Origin of the sequence: Collimonas antrihumi (genome assembly GCF_018304965.1) — a bacterium.
Lineage (GTDB): Bacteria > Pseudomonadota > Gammaproteobacteria > Burkholderiales > Burkholderiaceae_D > Collimonas > Collimonas antrihumi.
Genome location: NZ_JAGQED010000005.1, coordinates 86142 through 106115 on the forward strand (window position 1 = coordinate 86142; position 19974 = coordinate 106115).

The 19974-nt window shown below is 57.3% G+C and carries 17 protein-coding genes; 7 read left to right on the forward strand and 10 right to left on the reverse strand.

What is annotated here, in order from left to right:
* The first annotated feature begins 13 nt into the window (after positions 1 to 13).
* From KHU29_RS06715 to KHU29_RS06725, 3 genes are all read left to right on the forward strand, one after another.
* Positions 14 to 673: a DNA-3-methyladenine glycosylase family protein gene (locus tag KHU29_RS06715; RefSeq protein WP_211452199.1), complete on the forward strand. Its 660-nt coding sequence runs from the start codon at positions 14 to 16 to the stop codon at positions 671 to 673.
* A gap of 88 nt (positions 674 to 761) precedes the next feature.
* Complete coding sequence (gene ada, locus KHU29_RS06720; protein WP_211452079.1) at positions 762 to 1841, forward strand: bifunctional DNA-binding transcriptional regulator/O6-methylguanine-DNA methyltransferase Ada; 1080 nt, start codon at positions 762 to 764, stop codon at positions 1839 to 1841.
* Between the two features lie 2 nt (positions 1842 to 1843).
* Positions 1844 to 2122, forward strand: coding sequence for an Ada metal-binding domain-containing protein (locus KHU29_RS06725; RefSeq protein WP_211452200.1), 279 nt, complete (start codon positions 1844 to 1846; stop codon positions 2120 to 2122).
* A gap of 11 nt (positions 2123 to 2133) precedes the next feature.
* Here KHU29_RS06725 and KHU29_RS06730 read toward each other — a convergent pair whose 3' ends face one another.
* Together KHU29_RS06730 and KHU29_RS06735 are read right to left on the reverse strand one after the other, a co-directional pair.
* The gene (locus tag KHU29_RS06730) at positions 2134 to 2505 is read right to left on the reverse strand and encodes a cupin domain-containing protein (RefSeq protein ID WP_211452080.1); all 372 of its coding nucleotides are present in this window, start codon (positions 2503 to 2505) and stop codon (positions 2134 to 2136) included.
* Positions 2506 to 2556: 51 nt separating this feature from the next.
* Positions 2557 to 3219 (reverse strand): cupin-like domain-containing protein, encoded by a 663-nt coding sequence (locus KHU29_RS06735; RefSeq protein WP_246541628.1) that lies wholly within the window; start codon positions 3217 to 3219, stop codon positions 2557 to 2559.
* Between the two features lie 119 nt (positions 3220 to 3338).
* On the opposite strand from KHU29_RS06735, the gene KHU29_RS06740 reads away from it, so the two are divergent.
* Together KHU29_RS06740 and KHU29_RS06745 are read left to right on the forward strand one after the other, a co-directional pair.
* Positions 3339 to 3941 (forward strand): nucleotidyltransferase domain-containing protein, encoded by a 603-nt coding sequence (locus KHU29_RS06740; RefSeq protein WP_211452081.1) that lies wholly within the window; start codon positions 3339 to 3341, stop codon positions 3939 to 3941.
* Positions 3922 to 4356, forward strand: coding sequence for a hypothetical protein (locus KHU29_RS06745; protein ID WP_211452082.1), 435 nt, complete (start codon positions 3922 to 3924; stop codon positions 4354 to 4356). Before KHU29_RS06740 ends, KHU29_RS06745 begins: the two co-directional genes overlap by 20 nt.
* Positions 4357 to 4360: 4 nt before the next feature.
* On the opposite strand, the gene KHU29_RS06750 is transcribed toward KHU29_RS06745, so the two are convergent.
* The 4 genes from KHU29_RS06750 to KHU29_RS06765 all read right to left on the reverse strand — a co-directional run bounded on the left by KHU29_RS06750 (position 4361) and on the right by KHU29_RS06765 (position 11527).
* Entirely contained in the window at positions 4361 to 4834 is a 474-nt protein-coding gene (locus tag KHU29_RS06750; protein WP_246541631.1) for a GNAT family N-acetyltransferase, read from the reverse strand.
* A gap of 4 nt (positions 4835 to 4838) precedes the next feature.
* The gene (gene tldD, locus KHU29_RS06755; RefSeq protein ID WP_211452083.1) at positions 4839 to 6299 is read right to left on the reverse strand and encodes a metalloprotease TldD; all 1461 of its coding nucleotides are present in this window, start codon (positions 6297 to 6299) and stop codon (positions 4839 to 4841) included.
* Positions 6300 to 6435: 136 nt separating this feature from the next.
* The gene (locus tag KHU29_RS06760) at positions 6436 to 7263 is read right to left on the reverse strand and encodes a carbon-nitrogen hydrolase family protein (protein ID WP_211452084.1); all 828 of its coding nucleotides are present in this window, start codon (positions 7261 to 7263) and stop codon (positions 6436 to 6438) included.
* 67 nt (positions 7264 to 7330) lie between these two features.
* A complete protein-coding gene (locus tag KHU29_RS06765) occupies positions 7331 to 11527 on the reverse strand; it encodes a YhdP family protein (protein ID WP_246541633.1) in 4197 nt (1398 codons plus the stop codon).
* Between the two features lie 365 nt (positions 11528 to 11892).
* Here KHU29_RS06765 and glnE point away from each other — a divergent pair, with 365 nt between their 5' ends.
* Positions 11893 to 14655: a bifunctional [glutamate--ammonia ligase]-adenylyl-L-tyrosine phosphorylase/[glutamate--ammonia-ligase] adenylyltransferase gene (gene glnE / locus KHU29_RS06770; protein WP_211452086.1), complete on the forward strand. Its 2763-nt coding sequence runs from the start codon at positions 11893 to 11895 to the stop codon at positions 14653 to 14655.
* A gap of 24 nt (positions 14656 to 14679) precedes the next feature.
* Here the strand turns inward: glnE and KHU29_RS06775 are convergent, their stop codons facing one another.
* From KHU29_RS06775 to tkt, 4 genes are all read right to left on the reverse strand, one after another.
* Positions 14680 to 15030, reverse strand: a complete 351-nt coding sequence (locus KHU29_RS06775; RefSeq protein WP_211452087.1) for a putative signal transducing protein — start codon at positions 15028 to 15030, stop codon at positions 14680 to 14682.
* A gap of 138 nt (positions 15031 to 15168) precedes the next feature.
* On the reverse strand, positions 15169 to 16182 hold the full coding sequence (gene gap / locus KHU29_RS06780) for a type I glyceraldehyde-3-phosphate dehydrogenase (RefSeq protein ID WP_092416420.1): 1014 nt from the start codon (positions 16180 to 16182) through the stop codon (positions 15169 to 15171).
* Positions 16183 to 16237: 55 nt separating this feature from the next.
* The gene (locus KHU29_RS06785; protein WP_211452088.1) at positions 16238 to 16813 is read right to left on the reverse strand and encodes a GNAT family N-acetyltransferase; all 576 of its coding nucleotides are present in this window, start codon (positions 16811 to 16813) and stop codon (positions 16238 to 16240) included.
* Complete coding sequence (gene tkt, locus KHU29_RS06790) at positions 16810 to 18804, reverse strand: transketolase (protein WP_211452089.1); 1995 nt, start codon at positions 18802 to 18804, stop codon at positions 16810 to 16812. Before tkt ends, KHU29_RS06785 begins: the two co-directional genes overlap by 4 nt.
* 205 nt (positions 18805 to 19009) lie before the next feature.
* Between tkt and KHU29_RS06795 the strand changes: the two genes are divergently transcribed.
* Positions 19010 to 19735 (forward strand): 16S rRNA (uracil(1498)-N(3))-methyltransferase, encoded by a 726-nt coding sequence (locus KHU29_RS06795; protein WP_211452090.1) that lies wholly within the window; start codon positions 19010 to 19012, stop codon positions 19733 to 19735.
* The last annotated feature ends 239 nt before the right edge of the window (positions 19736 to 19974 follow it).

The window sequence follows — 19974 nt, forward strand, 5'->3', positions numbered from 1 at the left end:
TTCGACAGAATCAATCATGATCGCAGCGGATATATCAGAGCACGCCTACCGTAAAGCAGAGAAATTCCTGTCAGCGCTGGACTCCGACTGGGCGCGTCATATAGCTCATATCGGCCCTTGCCGCCACGCGTCCAAACCAGCGCGTGAGCCGTATGAAGCACTGGTGCGAGCGATTGCTTACCAACAGTTGCATGCCCGCGCCGGCGACGCCATCCTGGCGCGCATGCTCGCCTTGTTTGGCGATAGCGCCTTTCCGACTGCACAGCAACTGCTGGATACGCCCGTCGATATATTACGCAGCTGCGGGTTTTCCGCCAGCAAAATCGCGACGATCCATGGCATTGCACAAGCTGCCTTGGATGGCATCGTTCCACTACGTGCGGAAGCGCTGACGACCAGCGACGATGCCCTCATCGAGCGCCTGACAAGTTTGCGCGGCGTCGGCCGCTGGACCGTCGAGATGTTGTTGATTTATACATTGGAACGGTCGGACATTTTGCCTGCCGACGATTTCGGTGTGCGCGAAGGTTATCGACGTCTGAAAAACATGGAGCAGACACCAACCAAAAAACAGATCAGCGATATCGGCCTGGCCTGGAGTCCCTATCGAACCGTGGCCGCCTGGTATCTGTGGCGTTTGCCGAAGAATCCGGCGGCTAGTGAAACTGTCTGATATTGTCTGAATTTGACAGCAAGACCCGGAGTGCCAGACCTCCGACGCGTTGCTAAAGTACAGCTACGATAAGCCATTGGGAACCGATATGCGAACGCTGACACAACAGCAATGCACTGCACGGCAAAGCGCCGAACGCGATCCGCGTTGGGCTGCAGTGCTGGCAAGAGATCCGGCCGCAGACACGCAGTTTGTCTATGCCGTCAAAACCACGGGCGTGTATTGCCGCCCGAGCAGCCCTACACGCCTGCCGCGCCCGGAAAACGTCGAGTTCTTCGATACCCCTGCAGCCGCCGAGGCGGCCGGTTATCGGCCCAGCAAGCGCGGCGCCGATCAAACCTCGGTGGCGGCCCATCACGCCGAGCTGGTAGCCGCCGCTTGCCGCAGCATCGAGAGCGCGCTGGAGCTACCCAGCCTGGAGATGCTGGCCGCCGATACCGGCCTCAGCCTGTTTCATTTTCACCGTGTGTTCAAGGCTGTCACCGGACTCACACCCAAGGCATATGCCAACGCACACCGCGCCAAGAAGGTGCGCGACCATCTCAGCCACAGTCACTCCGTCACCGAGGCGATCTACGATGCCGGCTTCAATTCGAACAGCCGTTTTTACGAAGCCTCAGGCAATGTGCTAGGCATGACGCCGACCGACTACCGCGCCGGCGGCGCCAACACCGATATCCGTTTTGCGATTGGCGAATGTTCGTTAGGAGCGATCCTGGTGGCGCAAAGCGATCGCGGCGTGTGCGCCATCTTTCTAGGTGATGATCCGAACGCCCTGGCGCACGACTTGCAGGATAAATTCCCGCGCGCTCATCTGATCGGCGCCGACCGTGATTTTGAACAGCTGGTGGCACAAGTGGTTGGTTTCATCGAAGCCCCTGCCCTCGGCCTGGATTTACCGCTGGATGTGCGCGGCACCGCATTCCAGCAGCGCGTTTGGCAAGCACTGCGCGACATTCCGGCAGGCAGCACCACCAGCTACGCTGAAATCGCCAACCGTATCGGCTCGCCCAAAGCCGTGCGCGCCGTGGCCCAGGCTTGCGCTGCCAACAGCCTGGCGGTGGCGATTCCCTGCCATCGCGTGATACGCAGCGACGGCAGCGCTTCAGGTTATCGCTGGGGCGTGGAACGCAAGCAGGCGTTGCTGAAACGAGAAAGCAGAAAGTGAATATCGTCGGCAAAACATGGCGACTCATCGGCGCCGACGGCACCAGCCATGACAGTAATCAAGCCGGCAGCCTTGGCGGTCATCGCCGTAGCCACATCTACGGCCGCCTGGATTGCCGTGCGGCGCTGCAAGCAATCGCCAAGGGCGGATATGTGAAGAACAGGGTGTTTTTTCTCAACCAGGCTGATGCCGAAGCCGCCGGCTATCGCCCATGTGCGGTTTGTCTGCCACAAGGTTATCTGCGCTGGAAGGCGCAGCAAAACCAGCCTATTTCAAACTAGCCGGCGTGGCATCACAGCGGGCGCAATTGCTCCGCCACCGAACGGGTTTTTTCGCTAACAACGTCGCCGGTATGTAGTGTCGTTTTGCGCTCGATCAGCATGAGATGGCACTCTTCCTCCGCCACCGGATTATGTCGCACACCTTTGGGGACGACATACATTTCGCCCTCCCCCAGCTCGACATTGCCTTGTTCCATCTCGATGCGCAGATGGCCTTTGAGAACCAGGAACAATTCATCCTCATGTTCGTGACTATGCCAGGCCAGAGAACCTTTGACCTTGGCAACCTTGACATAAGAATCGTCGACTTCGGCCACCACGCGCGGTGACCAGTGTTCTGTCAGTGATGCGGCTATTTGTTTCGGTGAGCTGACGTTTGACATGATTTTCCTCTGTGCCGGTATTGATAAGTGCTGAACGCCACGCGCTCATCTCTAGCTTTTGAGTTTATTGATCGAATACATAATGCTGGAAAACGGTGGCCCAGGCTTGGCGATAAGCCGGCGCGCGCCGGTCGGTGCGAAATCCAAGGGACCGATGTAGAGATTGCCGATCTGCTCCGGCGGAAACAAGGTAAACCGCCGCTTGCCGCTGACCACGCAAGCAATATTGTGAGCATCGTCGAAATGCGCAGGCGTCGTGACGGCGTTACCTATCCATATCCGAGGAATAATCTCGGGACCAAGGATCGATAATTTATTCTCGTCCAAAAAACCTGGCAGGCAATTCGCGATCAGCGCGCTCTGTGCCGCAACCGCGGGCGGATTGGCAAACTGCCGATAGCGCAGCAATTGATCGAGGATGGCTGAGACAGGAAGCCGGTTGTGCAAATAATTGAAGCCGTTCATGGCGTCATCGTAAAAGATGCGGCCCTTGGCCTCCGGCGGCGTCATGATCGCATCGACGTCGCTGCCGTTATCCAGTTTTCTCAGGTAAGTACAAATGGCTTCGGTCGAGGTCTTGGCCAACTGCACCGCCGGCCAGTGTTTGACGTAGCCGCGCAGGACTACCGGCTGGTATTGAGTGGCAATCTGTTCTTTGAAAATGCGGTCGTCGACATCGTATCGTTCGGCAATCGCTGGCAAGCTCTGGCGCATTCGGCATCCTGGTAAAAGACGGCTATCAATTTGCCTGAGCAGGATAACTCGGTTTGCACTGATGATCCAGAATGTAAAACAACTTTACAATACCCGAATAGGGTATTAACATTCCCTTTATGGGAACTAACTCATTCAGATTAGCGGACGCACTTTTCTCCAAAGTGCAGCAACGGGTACTGGGGCTGCTGTTCGTCAATGCAGACCGCAGCTTTTATACAAACGAAATTGTACGTTTTGTTGATTCGGGTATCGGCGTTGTACAACGCGAATTGGAAAAGCTGACCGCATCTGGATTGGTGACAACCAAGAAGATCGGTAACCAGAAACATTATCAAGCCAGTCGTGACACGCCGATTTTTGAGGAGTTGCGCGGCATTATGCTGAAAACAGTCGGCCTGGCTGATATTTTACGCACCGCGTTATTGCCGCTATCCGATAAAATTCACGCAGCCTTCGTTTATGGCTCTATCGCCAAAGGCAACGACACAGCAAAAAGTGATATTGATGTATTCATCATTAGCGATAACGTGGCCTATGCTGACTTGTACAGCTTGCTAAGTACCAGCGAAGCGGAGCTTGCCCGACCTGTGAATCCCTCGATTTATTCTATGAATGAGCTGGAACGTAAGCTAATGGAGAAAAATGCTTTCGTGTTGCGCGTATTTGAGCAGCCCAAGATTTTTCTGCTAGGCTCTCCCGATGCTCTCCCAAAATCTTGAAAACCTGGTCACGACCGGTAGCCTGAAATCTGAACCAGCCGACCAGAGCGAATTCAATGGACTATTGCGCTCCGCAAAGGCTCGGCTGACCGATTCCGTCAATCCGGATCTCGCCATTGAAAGCCGTTTCGACTTGGCATATAGCTCATCGCATGCGCTGGCTTTGGCGGCTCTACGCTGGCATGGCTATCGCTCCGATAATCGCTATGTCGTTTTTCAATGCCTGGAACACACGCTTAACATAAAACCAGAAATCTGGCGCGTGCTGGCGCTATGCCATCAGCGGCGCAATGCCGCCGAATACGAGGGTCATCTTGAAATTGGCGATCAGTTGCTCGCCGAGTTGATCGCGGCCACAGATTTATTGCAAAGGAAAGTTGCAGCGATGCCGTCAATCAAGCCTGTAGCCCCATGAGGAACTACAGCGCGGACGACGGCGCAATCATATGGATGTGGGAAATACCATCTTCGTCATACAGCTCACCAACCGGCTGAAAGCCAAAGCTGCCATAAAAACGCTGCAGATGTGCCTGCGCACCAATCTTGATGTCATGCCCCGGAAATAGCTTGGCGGTTTGCGCCATCGCTTGCTGCACCAGTTCATTGCCGGCGCCCTTGCCGCGCAATTCAGGCGCGGTCACCACCCGCCCTATCGATGGCAGGTGAAACGCTTTACCCGGCGGCACGATGCGCGCGTAGGCGCCCAGTTCGCCATCCGGCAGATAACCCAAGCCGTGCCAGGAATACAGATCGACGCCGTCGGCATCCTGGAATACGCAGGTTTGCTCCAGCACGAACACACGCTGCCGCAATTGCATCGCCGCATACAATTGCACAGTACTTAGCTCCTGGAATGGCAGCCAGTGCCATTCCATCATCGTCGGTTCTGCCATGCCGTCAGGCCGTGCCGCCAACCGTCACGCCGTCGATGCGCAAGGTTGGCTGGCCGACGCCGACCGGCACGCTTTGTCCTTCTTTGCCGCAGACACCGACACCTGGGTCAAGTTGCATATCGTTACCGATCATGGAGACCCGGTGCAAGACGTCCGGACCATTGCCGATCAGGGTTGCGCCCTTGACCGGATAAGTGACCTTGCCGTTTTCGATCATGTAGGCTTCGCTTGCCGAGAACACGAACTTGCCGTTGGTGATATCGACCTGGCCGCCGCCGAAATTGACTGCGTACAAACCGTTTTTCACCGAAGCCAGGATCTCCGCCGGATCCTTGTCGCCGGCCAGCATGTAGGTGTTGGTCATGCGCGGCATCGGCAGGTGGGCGAACGATTCGCGCCGTGCATTGCCGGTCACCGGCATTTTCATCAGGCGCGCGTTCATGGTGTCCTGGATATAACCTTTCAGGATACCGTCTTCAATCAGCGTTGTGCATTGGCTTGGATTGCCTTCATCGTCGATATTCAACGAGCCGCGGCGGTCGGCGATGGTGCCGTCATCCACCACGGTGACGCCTTTGGCTGCCACCCGCTCGCCGATACGGCCGGAAAATGTGCTTGAACCCTTGCGATTGAAATCGCCTTCCAGGCCATGGCCGATTGCTTCGTGCAGCAGGATGCCTGGCCAGCCAGGTCCAAGCACCACAGTCATCGGACCGGCCGGGGCAGGCCGTGCATCCAGGTTCACCAGCGCCGAAGCAACCGCGTCGGCCGCGTACTGTTCCAGTATGGCGTCATTGAAATAGGCGTAGCTATAGCGTCCACCGCCACCGCTGCTGCCGGTTTCGCGGCGGCCGTTCTGTTCGACGATGACCGTTACCGAGAGCCGTACCAATGGCCGGATATCGGCGGCAATCACGCCGTCGCTACGCGCCACCAGCACCACATCGTATTCTGCGGCCAGACCGGCCATCACTTGCACCACGCGCGGATCCTTGGCGCGCGCCATGCGCTCTACCCGTTCCAGCAGCTTGACCTTGTCGGTGGCGTCCAGCGACACCAGCGGATCGTGCGGCAAATACAGGGAGCGGCCACCGTTTTGTTGCATGCCGCTGGCGATCTTGATCTTGCCGGCGCCTTGGCGGGCGATGGTGCGGGTTGCTACCGCGGCATCGTGCAAGGCGCGCTCGGAGATTTCATCGGAATACGAAAAGGCAGTCTTGTCGCCGGAAATGGCGCGCACGCCTACGCCCTGGTCGATGGAGAAACTGCCGGTCTTGACGATACCTTCTTCCAGGCTCCAACCTTCGCTCTTGGTGAACTGGAAGTACAGGTCGGCATAATCGACCTTGTGCGTGAACATGGTCCCCAGCGCTTTCAGCAGGCTCGATTCGTCGAGGCCGAACGGAGTCAACAGAATATCGCGCGCAACGGCTAAAGTGCTCAGGTTTGGTTCAAATGGTTTCATTGGTATTCCGGTTTTACTGTGATGTTAGGTGGGATTGTAGAGCATCCCGGGCTGAGCTGGCCGCAGCGGCGAAAATAGTAATATCTAAAAGTAAATTCGTATTGCCAATAATTCACCAATAATTTGCCAATAATTCTTATAACTTACGGTGCAGCAATGCAGGCAAACTGGCCCGCACTCCTTTAAGGAAATGGGGGTCGATAGTGCCGCTGACAAGGCCCTCGCCTTCCGTCAGCACTGATTTAATTTCACCCCAAGGATCGATCAGCATGCTGTGGCCCCATGTACGGCGGCCATTGGGATGCTTGCCGCCCTGCGCCGCCGCCAACACATAGCACTGGTTTTCGATGGCGCGCGCGCGCAGCAGGGTTTCCCAGTGAGCTTTACCGGTGGTGTAGGTAAAAGCGGCCGGCACCACAATCAGGCTGCAATCGCCCAGCGCCCGGTACAACTCGGGAAAACGCAGGTCGTAACAGACCGACAAGCCCACTTTGCCGAACGGCGCCTCGAAACTGCCCACTTCCTTGCCGTAAACGATGGTGCGTGCCTCGTCGTAGGATTCCTCGCCTTGACTAAAGCTGAACAGGTGGATCTTGTCGTAACGGCTGACGCGCTGGCCGTCGGGGCCGTAGACCAGCGTGGTGTTGAGCACCTTGCCAGCCTCGTCGGCGATCATCGGCAAGGTGCCACCGATCAGCCAGATCGCGTGCTCTCTTGCCAGTTGCGCCATGAGGGCCTGGATCGGGCCTCGATCAAGGGCTTCGGCGCAGGTCAGCTTGTCGGCTTCATGCATGCCCATGATCGGCCAGTATTCGGGCAACAACACCAGTTGCGCGCCCTGCCCGGCGGCATCGGCCACCAGGCGCCGCGCCGTATTGAAGTTTTCTTCCAGCACCGGCGTCGACACCATCTGGATCGCGGCGACTTTGAAACTGGCTGAATGATCTTGCGATGCTTGACTCATGGTGCTGAACTCCTGCGCTGGACAGATGAGATGCAATAAGTTGACAGTGAGTTGACTGAAAGTTGAATCAGCGGCCGGAAGACAGATCAGGTGTATTCGCTGCCGGTGCTTCAGTCTTGTGATCCAGCTTGGTGACCACCGGATCAGTCCAGCCGCCGCTAATATTATATTCAAAGGTGAAGGCGCGCATCAGCGGATCGCGCAGGAACAGTTGCGCCAGGAAAGTGCCGATGCCGATCACCGGATTGATCGCCAGCAGCGCCACCGAGGCTGTGCCTGCATTAATTTCCGGCAGCACCGCCACATGCAAGTTCTGGGTTTCATGCGCAATATCGGCAACCCCGTCCATCAATACCGTAGCGCTCACGCCGCGCATCTTGAAATTATCGGTGTGCGCCTTGCCCTGCAAGATCGTGGCAGTGCCGACCACGCTATCGAAGGCGAAGCCTTCAGAAAAAATATCGCGAAAATCCAGGGTCAGGCGGCGCGGCAAGGATTGCAAACTCAACACCCCGAGCAGCTTGGCGGCGCCCGGATCAACCTTCAGAAACTGGCCTGACGCCATATCCAGATTGACCTGGCCGGATAAGGATGGAATATCCATGGTGAACGGCAAACCCTTCCAGCTGACCTCGCCGTCCATGCGTCCTTTGGTCGCACGCAGCACATGCGCAAAACCGAAGCGGTCCAGCAGCTTGCCGGCGTCGATGATGTCCATGGCATAGGTCAGGCTGGTGGTGTTGTCGCCGTTGACGGTGGTCCATTTGCCGTCTGCCGTCAACTCTGCATCGGGATTCTTGATCGATAATTTATGAATACGCCATTCATTCCCGACATTGGCGCGCACATTGTTGGCGTTCAACTCGAGGCGTCCCAGCTTCTTGCCGAGCAACTGGAAATCCTCGGCGATAATATCCAGCCCCGGGATCTGGGTCGAGCTTCCTTTTCCCTCCAGCACCTCGCCAACGTCCGACTCGCCGCCCTGCGGAATGATCAGCGACGACAGACGCGCAGTGACCTTGCCTAGGCCGCGTCCGGACGGCGATGCGTTCCAGGTGACGTAGCCCGAAGCTTGCTTGGAATCGACGTTGACTTGCCAGGCGTTCTTCAGATGCGAAGCGCCCAGCACCACGTTGTCCAGCGTCTTGCCGAGCAAGATCAACTGGTTGGCCCTGACCGAAACCAGATTCGGTTCTGCGTACTGCGCCAGGCCGGACAGAGCTGTTTCCTCTCCGGCTTTGGCAGCGGCTTCGTCGTTCATGGCGCCTGTCAGGCTGTTCCAGGCATCGATATTCAAGGACTTGGCATTCAGATTGACCGCCACTCCGTTATCCGGCTCAGGCGCAGGGGCATTGATACCGATGCCGCCGCGCAGTATTTTCCAGTCGACCGTCTTATTGGGGCTGTTGAGAGGTTTCTGCCGTTGATACCGGGCGACGATGGCCGATCCCAACGTCAGCCTGAGTTCATCACGCAACATTGCCGCATCGTCGGAAGCCGCACCCAGCCATTCGAATTTGAGCGGCATGGCTTCGCTGGCGCTCTTGCGCAACGGTTCTGGAAAATCCAGTCCCATGCCTTGCAGGCTGGACTCAACCACCAGTTCGGTATGATGATCGCGGATCGCGATGTTGGCGGTGTAACGGCTGCTGCCACTGGCATGCGACAGCAGTTTTTGCATCGCCGCGGTGGGATACATGGCGCGCAAGCCGTCAATAGCGGCGCTGCCTTCCACTTTGACCAGGGTCTGGTGATCGGCTTGGGTGCCGCCGCTGACCTGCGCCGGTCCGCCCAGCATATTGCCTTTGATGCCGTTCAGGTTGAAGCCTTTTTCATTGAACTCAAGCTGGCCGCTGGCATTGGCGATAGGCGGGATGATTTTTTGCAGGATCACGTCATTGTTCTGGAACTGCAATACTCCGGTGACCTTGCTGTCGACGACATGAGCCAGCGGCAATTGCAGGTTCAATTGCAACCTGGCATTGCCCTTGGCTTGCGATTCGCTGGTGAACCCGCCGATCCAATGCAACACCGGACTATTCTGGGTGAATTGCACAAAATCCTGCAAAGCGCCGGCAGCGCTGCCATCGATCAGCAGCATCTCGTCATGCGACGACAGATCAGGGATCGTCGCCGTCACGTCGCTCACCGTCACCCCCGAGGTTTGCGCGGTGGCGGCCTTGATCTGCAAATGCGTGCGGTCCAACGTGATGGTGCCGTCTATTTTTTCCAGTAACGGCCACAAGGGCTGTTTGCCATCCTGGCCGAAATGACCGGGATCGTACTCCAGCGTGCCGTTTTCTATTTTTCCGGCGATGCTGAACTCACCTTGGTTTTTGGGGTTGGCTTTGGGATTGGTTGGATCGGTACGGAACGGGAAATCGGCGAGATCGCCCTTGAGCCGGATCGCGACATCTTTCGCCTTGCCGTCCTTGAGCCCGCCGACCAGCCAGTTGCGCAAATGTTCAGGGGTATGCAACGGCAGATAGTTGCCGATTTTCTTCACGTCGAATTCACTGATGCTACCGGTCATGTCGATCACGCCCAGCGCCACGCCATGCCGGTCTTGCATAGGTAACAGGTGGCTGCCAGACAGTGATCCAGTCAAACCGTCCTGGACAAAATTCATGCTATCGATTTGCAACAGCACATTCTTTTGCTGGAAATCCCAGTGCGCCCGCATATCGAGTTTTTCGAAAGGCTGCAACGGCACCGCGAAAAAGCCTGGCAAATCCAGCCGCGCATTTTCCGACTTCAGGTTCAGGCTGCCGCCGTCCTGGTTGGCATTGATGCTGCCGGTCAGATTGTCGACCCCGGGAATTCCCGGTACCGCGGCTTGCGCCGGCTGGCTGGCCGTCTTCGGCTGGGCTGCACGCGGCGCCTGGGGATTGATGGTCAATCCCTCAAAACTGCCTTTTGCGCTGTATGCCGCAATCGCCGGATAAGCGCCCTGCCATTGGGCGGAAAAATCGCGCAGCTGGCCGCGCGGCGCGAAATCGTCGATCATCTTGATCTGCGCGGCACTCAGGGGCAGGCGCTGGGCAAAACTCGCTATGGTTTGCAAATCCAGCTGCTTGGCCTGCAAGCTGTACTTCTCTGCCTGTTTGCCCTGTGCGGGCAGATAAGATTCGCTGATGGTGGTGCGCGGCAAACTCAGGCCATCCGCGGTTTTTAATGAGAAATCGGTAAGCGTTACCGCATGGCCGTTGGCGCCGAAAGTCGGCGTGCCGTCTTGCGGCGCCGACCCCAAATCCTCATGCGCGGAAACGCGTCCGCTTACATTAGCCAAAGCCAACGGCTGCAGGTCTGGCCGCAGCTGCATGGCCAGGTCGTTCAGTTCAAGATCGGCGGTAAAGTTACTTACCTTGGCGTGATCCAGGTCAAGCCAGGCTTGTACCGCGCCCTTGCCTTGACTGATCTCAAAGGGATAGTTGAAGTAAGGCTTCCATGCGGTCAGATCGGCATCGTGCAGATTGGCGTAGAAGGTGCCGGTCCAGCGCTTGAAGTCGGCAGTCTTTTCGGCAAATACCGGATGGACGAAATTCGCCCGCAGATCCAGCGGCGCTGCAAAAGAAGCCGGCGGTGTCGCCCGCGCCGACAACTGATGGCGGCGCCAGCGGTTTTGCAGCACCAGGTCGATATTGGTCAGGATCAGTTCCGGCGCCTTGCGCAGATCGTCGCGCCAGCGCACCTGGCCGTCGCGAATCACGATCTTGCGCTGGGCCAGCAGCCATTCGGCGCCGGCACCATCGTTTTCCTGTTTTGAGTTGACCAGAATGCCGGCGACGAACAGGTTGCCCTGGGCATCGCGCTCGACCTGTAGATCGGGTTTATTGATTTCCAGTGACGCTAGCCGGACCCCGCCCACCAGCGCGGAACGCCAGGAAATGGTGGCCGCTACCTGCGGCAAGGTCAGCGCAGACTGGCCCTCTTTATCGTGAACCACGACGTTGTCCAACACCAGGCGCGGCTGCAAACCATGCCAGGATGCCTGGATCGCGCCTATCGTAATCGGATTGCCCACCGTTTTACTGACGATATGCTCGACTTCCGCCTTGTAGTAGCCGACATTCGGCAACACTACATAACGCAAACCCAGGAACAGTCCGCAAAACACGAAATACGCCACGACCAACAACGTCAACAAGGCACCCAGCAGATGGTGGGTAACCAGGTTAATGTGTTTATAGGTGGCAATTCCGGCGCGCCAGCAGATGGCAAGCTTGCTAGCCGGCGGCGGAATTTTTGCTTGTTCTTCCAACATCAATCAGAATGGGTAAAATTAATCATGGTAAGACAGGGTAAGGCTGAGTTAACAGAGCCGCCAGGAAACTTGCGGCGAGTTACTCTGCACACTGTCCCCCAACTGACCAGGGATAGGAAGTAAAATAAATCGGCTGCATCTGATCGATTCCAGATTGGCAAGTTATTGATGTTCGACAAGCTGCCAGCCTATATGTTCGCATGGATCAGCGTAGACACAGTTAAAAAAACAAAAAGGTCGAAAATAACCAGTAAATTAATCAATTGAGCAGCCAATAAATCAGCAAATTGAGCTCCGCCCTATTTTTTTGAATTTTGCACCGTCTACCCACGCCGCCTACCCTTTTAATCTGCGATTCCATCCCCGTGACTCCATCCCTATTAAGCAGCAACGCCGCCTCTCGTTTTTTTTCACGCTGGGTCAATGCCGAAGCCGGACGCGCCGGACAGATCGCTGAATTGGCCAAGCCGGTAACAAGATTAACCGTCAGCCCGATGCTGCTTAATCAACTGTTACAAAGAGAAACAGATGCCGGCATGCCGTTGCCGCGCGCCATGCGCCGCCTGCGCAACCTGCTGGTATGCACTTTGATCGAACGTGATTTGCGCGGCGTGGCCGATCTGGAGGAAGTAGTAAGTGCAGTCACCACATTTGCCGAATTTGCGGTGCAAACCCACCTGGCGGCGTTGACTGCTGACATGGTGGCGTTGCATGGCGCCCCGGTCGGCGAAGAATCGGGCCAGCCACAGGAATTGATCGTGTTGGGCATGGGCAAGCTGGGCGGCTGCGAACTCAATGTTTCGTCCGATATCGACCTGATTTTCACCTATGCGGAAGATGGCGACACCCAGACCATCAACCCTGAACAACGCTCGCTATCGAATCACGAGTTTTTTACCCGGCTAGGCAAAAAACTGATCGGCGCGCTGTCTGAAATTACTGAAGACGGTTTCACTTTCCGGGTCGACATGGCGTTGCGGCCGAATGGCGCCTCGGGACCGCTGGTCGCCAGCTTCAATATGGTTGAGGCTTATCTGGTGACCCAGGGCCGGGAATGGGAGCGCTATGCCTGGTGCAAGGCCCGCGCGCTGACCGGCCGGCCGGAAGATATCGCCACCCTGGAGAACATCAGCCGCCCGTTCGTGTTCCGGCGCTACCTGGATTACGGTTCGATCGACGCCATGCGCTCCATGCACGCGCAAATCCGCACGGAAGTACAGCGCCTGGAAGCATTGCATCCGGAACGCAGCAACAACGTCAAGCTGGGGCGCGGCGGGATTCGCGAAATCGAGTTCCTGGCACAGGTGTTCCAGCTCATCCGCGGTGGCCGCGATGGCGATTTGCGCGACCGCTCCACCCGCGCCACGCTGCGCACCCTGGCCGCCAAAAACCTGCTGGATGCCGAGGTCGTCGATAAATTGCTGGCCGCCTACGATTTCTTGCGCAACCTGGAACACCGGCTGCAATACCTGGACGATGCGCAAACCCACACCTTCCCCACCAATGCGGCGGATTGCCAGATCATCGCCCAGGCCATGGGTTTTGCCGATGTGGCGTCGTTGATGCCGGTGCTCGAGCAGCACCGAACCCTGGTCGACACCCAGTTCGGCGATATATTCAAGGACAAGCTCAAGGACAAACAGCAGGGCCGCGCCAGCCAGAAGGACTGGGACGACAGCGAAAATGTGCTGCATACCTTGAGCGAAACCGATAGCCGCGAAACGATTGCCCTGGTATTGACCCATTGTGGATTCTCCGACGCATCGGCGGCGGCGCAGCGGCTGGTCACGACCTGGCAATCGACGCGTGTGCAGAACCTGCCGGTAGCCAGCCGCACGCGCCTGCTGGCCCTGGTCAACGCAGCGTTGCCGGTAGTGGCAGCGATCCCCGAACCCGAGCGCCATCTGCCTACCCTTAGCCGCCTGCTGGATTTCCTGGAAGCGATTGCGCGCCGCGCCGCCTATCTGGCGCTGCTGACTGAATATCCCGCCACCCTGCACCGCGTGATCCGCATGATCAGCGCCAGCGACTGGGCCGCAAAATACCTGACCCAACACCCTATCCTGCTGGATGAACTGCTCGATCCTCGCAGCCTGAACGCGGCGCCGGACTGGCCGGTATTTGCCCAGGAATGCCGGCGTCAGCTCGAGACTGCTCCTGGCGACACCGAGCGGCAAATGGATATCCTGCGCGAAATGCACCATGCCCAGCAGTTCCGCCTGCTGGCACAGGATCTGGAAGGCATGCTCAGCGTCGAGGCGCTGGCAGATCACCTATCGATCCTGGCCGACATCCTGGTGGCCGCCACCGTGCAAGCCATCTGGAACATGATGCCGGGCCGCCATCGCGAGAAGCCGCTATTCACCGTCATCGCCTACGGCAAACTGGGCGGCAAGGAACTTGGCTATGTCTCTGACCTGGACGTAGTGTTCCTCTACGACGATGAAGACCAGGACGGCCCCGCGCTCTATGCGAAGCTGGCGCAGCGTTTCATTACCTGGATGACCAGCCATACGCCGGCCGGCATCCTGTTCGATATCGATATTGCGTTGCGCCCCGACGGCGCTAGCGGATTGCTGGTGTCTTCGTTTCGCAAATTTGAAAAATACCAGCGCCAGTCGGCCTGGCTGTGGGAACACCAGGCCCTGACCCGGGCTCGTTTCTGCGCCGGCGATGCAGCGATCGGTGAGCGCTTCGAAAGCCTGCGCGTGGAAGTGTTACGCCAGACACGCGATGCCAAACTGCTGCAAAGCGAAGTGCTGGATATGCGCCAGAAAATGCGCGACGCTCATCCGAACCGCAGCGATCGTTTCGATCTCAAGCACGACGCCGGCGGCATGATCGACATCGAATTCCTGGTGCAATTCCTGATCTTGCGCCATGCCGCCGCTTATCCGCAACTGACCGCGGACATCGGCAATATCGCCTTGTTGAAGCTATGCGGCGAACTCGGCTTGATTGATGCAGGATTGGCCAATGCAGTGGCCGACGCGTATCGGACTTTCCGTAAATTGCAGCATCAAGGCCGCTTGCAGGGAGAAGAACGGGCGCGCGTGGTGGCGCCTCGTATTGCTGCCGAAATCTCGGTGGTGAAACAATTGTGGGCCGATATTTTTACAGCCGCGTAAGGTAGGCACACGACAGAGAGGGATTCAAACGATACCCAGAAATTTCATGACCATGGTAGCAAGAGCACGGCCTCTGCGCTTATCCGGCGCCGCTTCGCGCACTTCGCCGATGACTTCATCGTCCAGCGTCAGTTGACCGGTCTCGAAAGCCGTCAGGATCTGCCTGGCGGCCGCTACGTGCTCGGACGCAACTTGCAAGCGCGCCCCGCCGGTGGCCACCGCAATCAGGGAGTACATCTGAGTGATACCGCCATCGAGGACGAACGCAGGTATTCTCTCTGACTCCAGCAAGGCTCTCATGACTTCCAGATCGGAAGGTGTCATTGAACGCGCGATCGTTTCGAAATCGCCTTGGCTATCGGTGGTGATTGTCATGCCGACTCCTGGACCAAGTTAAGTTATTCGCAACATAGGTCACTATACCTTAGGTCACGCCGGGTAGACGCATTGCGCCTCGCAATGCAAAACGCCCCGATCAACGGGGCGTTTTGTCATGCAAGCAAGGTCAAGCTATTACTTGGCGCTCATCAGTGCAATCGTGGTGTCCAGCATGCGGTTCGAGAAACCCCACTCATTGTCGTACCAGCTCGATACTTTCACCAGACGACCGGAAACCTTGGTCAGGGTGGCGTCAAAGTTCGAGGAAGCAGGATTGTGGTTGAAATCGACCGAAACCAGCGGCTCTACGTTATACGTCAGCAAGCCCTTCAATGCGCCGTTTTCCGAAGCATCTTTCATGATCGCGTTGACTTCGTCGACAGTGGTGTCGCGTGCAGCAACGAACGACAGGTCGACCAGCGAGACGTTGATGGTAGGAACGCGAATCGCGAAACCGTCCAGCTTGCCGTTCAACTCAGGCAACACCAGGCCAACCGCGGCAGCAGCGCCGGTCTTGGCCGGGATCATGCTCATGGTGGCGGAACGGGCGCGGCGCAGATCTTCGTGATAAACGTCGGTCAGCACCTGGTCGTTGGTGTAGGAGTGGATGGTAGTCATCAGGCCGTTCAACACGCCGATCTTGTCGTTCAACGGCTTGACCAGCGGCGCCAGGCAGTTGGTGGTGCAAGAAGCATTGGAAATCACAGTGTCGCTGGCTTTCAGCACGCCGTGGTTGACGCCGAAAACGACAGTCGCGTCGACATCCTTGCCGCCTGGTGCGGAGATGATGACTTTCTTGGCGCCGCCTTTGATGTGGGCGCTGGCTTTTTCCTTGGTGGTGAAGAAGCCGGTGCATTCCAGCACGACGTCAACGCCCAGTTCGCCCCATGGCAGTTCGGCCGGATTGCGTTGCGCCAATACCTTGATGCGATCGCCATTGACTACGATGAAATCGCCGTCGACTGTCACAGTGCCAGGAAACTTGCCGTGGGCAGTATCGTACTGAGTCAGGTGCGCATTGGTTTTTGGATCGCCGAGGTCGTTGATGGCAACGATCTCGATGTCATGCTTTTTGCCGCCTTCATAATGGGCGCGAAGGATGTTGCGGCCGATACGGCCATAGCCATTGATGGCGACGCGGATAGTCATGGTTTTCTCCTAAGGTATTAACAAATAAATATGTTGCAACTTCATCACTAACGGTTCAATTGACCCTGATAGTACGCCAGCCGTAGCCAGCCTCCTGCAATTCGAGTCCATCCCAGCTGAAAGGTTGCTCGGCCAGCAGCTCGGCGCCCAGCATCTCGTAAAACTGCCGCGCCGGGCGATTGTCCGCCAGCACCCATACCAGCATGTTGTTGGCGCCGGCGCTGGCCAAGGCGGCGGCCACGTGCGCCACCAGCTTACGGCCGATGCCCGCGCGCTGCACCGACGGCTCCAGATAGATCGCCGTCAGTTCGGAATCGAAGCCGAGCTTGGCTTCCTTGAGCGTCATGCCGGCCGCAAAACCCAGCACCTCGCCATCGACCTCGGCCACGAAGACATTGGCGGCATTCGAGGTCGCCGACAGGATGCGGCTCCAGATGGCAGCGCTGTCTTCTATCTTCATGCCATCCAGATAGTCGTCCGGAATGATGCCGCGGTAAGTGGTGCGCCAGCTATCGATACGCACCGCCGCGATCACCCCTGCATCGGCGATGGTGGCGCGGCGGATGACGACATCACCGACGATGTTGGTGATGTCCATCTTGCCGATAGCTCTGGCAGCTCTCAGATTCATGCCAGTACCAGTTTGGTCTTGGCCACGACGTTTTCAACAGTGAAGCCGAAATGTTTGAACAGCACAGGAGCCGGAGCCGATTCGCCGAAAGTATCGATACCAACCACAGCACCTTCCAGGCCGACATACTTGTGCCAGAACGCCGTCACACCGGCTTCGATCGCCACGCGCGGCAAACCGCGTTGCAGCACGCTGGCTTTGTAGGAAGCTTCCTGGCGGTCGAACACATCGGCGCAAGGCATCGATATCACGCGCACTGCAATGCCTTCTTGCGCCAGCGCTGCCGCAGCCTGCATCGCCAGTTCCACTTCAGAACCGGTAGCGATCAGGATTGCCTTGGCGTCGGCCGCATCTTTCAAGATATAGGCGCCACGCTGGATGGCGGCGATTTGCGCTGCGTCACGCTCTTGGTATTGCAAATTCTGGCGCGAAAAAATCAATGTGCTCGGGCCGTTCTTGCGCTGCACGGCCTGTTGCCATGCCACTGCCGATTCAACCGTGTCGCATGGACGCCAGTTATCCAGTTGCGGAATCAAACGCAGGCTCGAGACATGTTCCACCGACTGGTGAGTCGGGCCGTCTTCGCCCAGGCCGATGGAGTCATGGGTGAAGACGAAGATCGAACGAATCTTCATCAGCGCTGCCATGCGCAAGGCATTGCGGCTGTAATCGGAGAACGTCAGGAAAGTCGCGCCAAACGGGATGTAGCCGCCATGCAGGGCGATACCGTTCAGCATCGCGCTCATGCCGAATTCGCGCACGCCGTAATTGATGTGATTGCCCGGCTGATCGGCACGTACCGCTACGGATTCTTTCCAGTTGGTCAGGTTAGAACCGGTCAGGTCGGCCGAACCACCGAGGAATTCCGGCAGCACTTGCGCCAGTGCCTGGATCGCGTTCTGGCTGGCTTTACGGGTGGCGATGGTTTCTTTCTTTTCGACGCAAGTGGCGATGTAGTCGCTCACGGTCTTTTCGAAATTGCCTGGCAGTTCGCCTTTCATGCGGCGTGTGAATTCGTTGGCCAGTTGCGGATACTCGGCAGCGTAAGCGGCGAACAACGCATTCCAGTCGCCTTCGAATCGCTTGCCCTGCAGTTTGGCATCCCATGCATCATAAACGTCGGCAGGGATTTCAAACGGCGGGTAATTCCAGCCCAAGGCTTCGCGCACAGCAGCAATTTCCTTGTCGCCCAATGCCGCGCCGTGCACCTTGTCGGTGCCGGCCAGGTTTGGCGAACCTTTGCCGATGACTGTCTTGCAGCAGATCAGGGTTGGCTTGTCGGACAATTTGGCTTGATGGATGGCGGCGTTGACGGCTTCCACACTGTGGCCGTCGACGGCGCGGATCACGTTCCAGCCGTAGGCTTCGAAACGCTTCGGGGTATCGTCCTTGAACCAGCCTTCGACATGGCCGTCGATCGAGATACCGTTATCATCGTAGAGCACGACCAGCTTCGACAAACGCAGTGTGCCGGCCAGCGAGCATGCTTCGTGCGAAATGCCTTCCATCAGGCAGCCGTCGCCGACGAAAGTGTAAGTGTGATGATCCACCACAGGGAAACTGGCGCGGTTGAATTCTGCAGCCAGCAGTTTTTCCGCCAGCGCCATGCCGACTGCATTGGTCAAACCCTGGCCGAGCGGGCCGGTGGTGGTTTCAATCCCTGGCGTGACATCGACTTCAGGGTGGCCCGGAGTCTTCGAATGCATTTGACGGAAATTGCGGATCTCGTCCATCGACAAATCGTAGCCAGTCAGGTGCAGCAACGCGTATTGCAACATCGATCCATGACCATTTGACAACACAAACCGGTCACGATTGGCCCAATGCGGATTAGCCGGGTTGTGACGGTAGTGCTTTGCCCACAATGCGACTGCGATTTCCGCCATGCCCATTGGCATGCCGGGATGGCCGGAGTTGGCTTTTTGTACAGCGTCCATTGCCAGCGCACGGATTGCATTGGCCATCTTGGTAGTCGGGAGAGTGGAAGTCATGGTGTGAGCAGGTAGGCAACGATTGAAAATTGGTTGGTGGGCGCGCAGCGTCGGAACAGCCCACAAAGGCCGATATTTTACCAAAATGCGGCCGATCCCGGTTCAAATCCGCGCATCCCTCATATGAGGGACAGTAAAATGCTGTCGCGCCATATAATATTAATGCCTGACTCCTGATTAAATTAAGTAGAGAATTATCAACTCAATGCCTCGTTTCTACGTTTCTACCCCGCTCGAAATCGGCCAGTTGCTGGTCTTGCCGGAAGCAGTCGCCCATCACTTGCTGGTGCTGCGCCTTGGGCTGGCTGCGCCCATTACCTTGTTCAACGGCACCGGCGGCGAATACACCGCCACCATCAGCAGCATAGAAAAAAAACGCGTCAGCGCCGAGATCAAGACCTTTTCGCCGCGCGAGGTTGAACTGCCCTACGCCATCACGCTGGCCCAGGCTTTGCCGGAGTCGTCGAAGCTGGACTGGATCATCGAAAAAGCTGTGGAGCTTGGCGTCGCAGCGATCCAGCCACTGGCGGCGCAGCGCTGCGTGGTGCGCCTCAATAGCGAGCGCGCCGAGAAAAAGCAAAGCCATTGGCAGGCCGTGATCGTCGCCGCCGCCGAACAAAGCGGGCGCAATCGCATGCCCACACTGTCTACGCTCAGCCCCTTTACCGACTGGGTCCAGCAGCAGGATCTGCATAAACGCATCCTGCTGTCGCCGCGCGGCGAGCAGTCGCTGTCGGACTGGGCGCGTCATCAACCGCCGCAAGCGCTGGCGTTGCTGATCGGCCCGGAAGGCGGTTTCACGGAAGCGGAAGAGAACCTGGCTTGCAGCCAGGGCGCGCTGATGTTGTCGATGGGACCACGGATCCTGCGGACTGAAACCGCCGGCCTGGCAGCGCTGGCGGCAATCAACGCGATATGGGGTGAAATGTGACGAGAAAGTAACATGTAACAAAGGCGAAATATAACCAGCGTAATCTGCCTCTATCGTTTCTACAATTTGTTCTAAGCAAAAATAAAAACCCTGGCTAAAATGGTTAGTGGACTTAAGAAACGTTCTCAAGACACAATCGTTTTCAGTTATACAACTACTCAAAGTTCTTGCCGCGTTGTAATATTAATTTTCTCAATACTTTGTCTTTATTTGCAAAGTAACAACCTGCCTTGATGGCT

What these genes read in the sequence shown, in the direction of transcription:
- ada (WP_211452079.1), top strand. Translation starts at nt 762, where the DNA reads ATGCGAACGCTGACACAACAGCAATGCACTGCACGGCAAAGCGCCGAA.
- KHU29_RS06730 (WP_211452080.1), bottom strand. Translation starts at nt 2,505, where the DNA reads ATGTCAAACGTCAGCTCACCGAAACAAATAGCCGCATCACTGACAGAA.
- KHU29_RS06735 (WP_246541628.1), bottom strand. Translation starts at nt 3,219, where the DNA reads ATGCGCCAGAGCTTGCCAGCGATTGCCGAACGATACGATGTCGACGAC.
- KHU29_RS06740 (WP_211452081.1), top strand. Translation starts at nt 3,339, where the DNA reads ATGGGAACTAACTCATTCAGATTAGCGGACGCACTTTTCTCCAAAGTG.
- KHU29_RS06745 (WP_211452082.1), top strand. Translation starts at nt 3,922, where the DNA reads ATGCTCTCCCAAAATCTTGAAAACCTGGTCACGACCGGTAGCCTGAAA.
- KHU29_RS06750 (WP_246541631.1), bottom strand. Translation starts at nt 4,834, where the DNA reads ATGGCAGAACCGACGATGATGGAATGGCACTGGCTGCCATTCCAGGAG.
- tldD (WP_211452083.1), bottom strand. Translation starts at nt 6,299, where the DNA reads ATGAAACCATTTGAACCAAACCTGAGCACTTTAGCCGTTGCGCGCGAT.
- KHU29_RS06760 (WP_211452084.1), bottom strand. Translation starts at nt 7,263, where the DNA reads ATGAGTCAAGCATCGCAAGATCATTCAGCCAGTTTCAAAGTCGCCGCG.
- KHU29_RS06765 (WP_246541633.1), bottom strand. Translation starts at nt 11,527, where the DNA reads ATGTTGGAAGAACAAGCAAAAATTCCGCCGCCGGCTAGCAAGCTTGCC.
- KHU29_RS06775 (WP_211452087.1), bottom strand. Translation starts at nt 15,030, where the DNA reads ATGACAATCACCACCGATAGCCAAGGCGATTTCGAAACGATCGCGCGT.
- gap (WP_092416420.1), bottom strand. Translation starts at nt 16,182, where the DNA reads ATGACTATCCGCGTCGCCATCAATGGCTATGGCCGTATCGGCCGCAAC.
- KHU29_RS06785 (WP_211452088.1), bottom strand. Translation starts at nt 16,813, where the DNA reads ATGAATCTGAGAGCTGCCAGAGCTATCGGCAAGATGGACATCACCAAC.
- tkt (WP_211452089.1), bottom strand. Translation starts at nt 18,804, where the DNA reads ATGACTTCCACTCTCCCGACTACCAAGATGGCCAATGCAATCCGTGCG.
- KHU29_RS06795 (WP_211452090.1), top strand. Translation starts at nt 19,010, where the DNA reads ATGCCTCGTTTCTACGTTTCTACCCCGCTCGAAATCGGCCAGTTGCTG.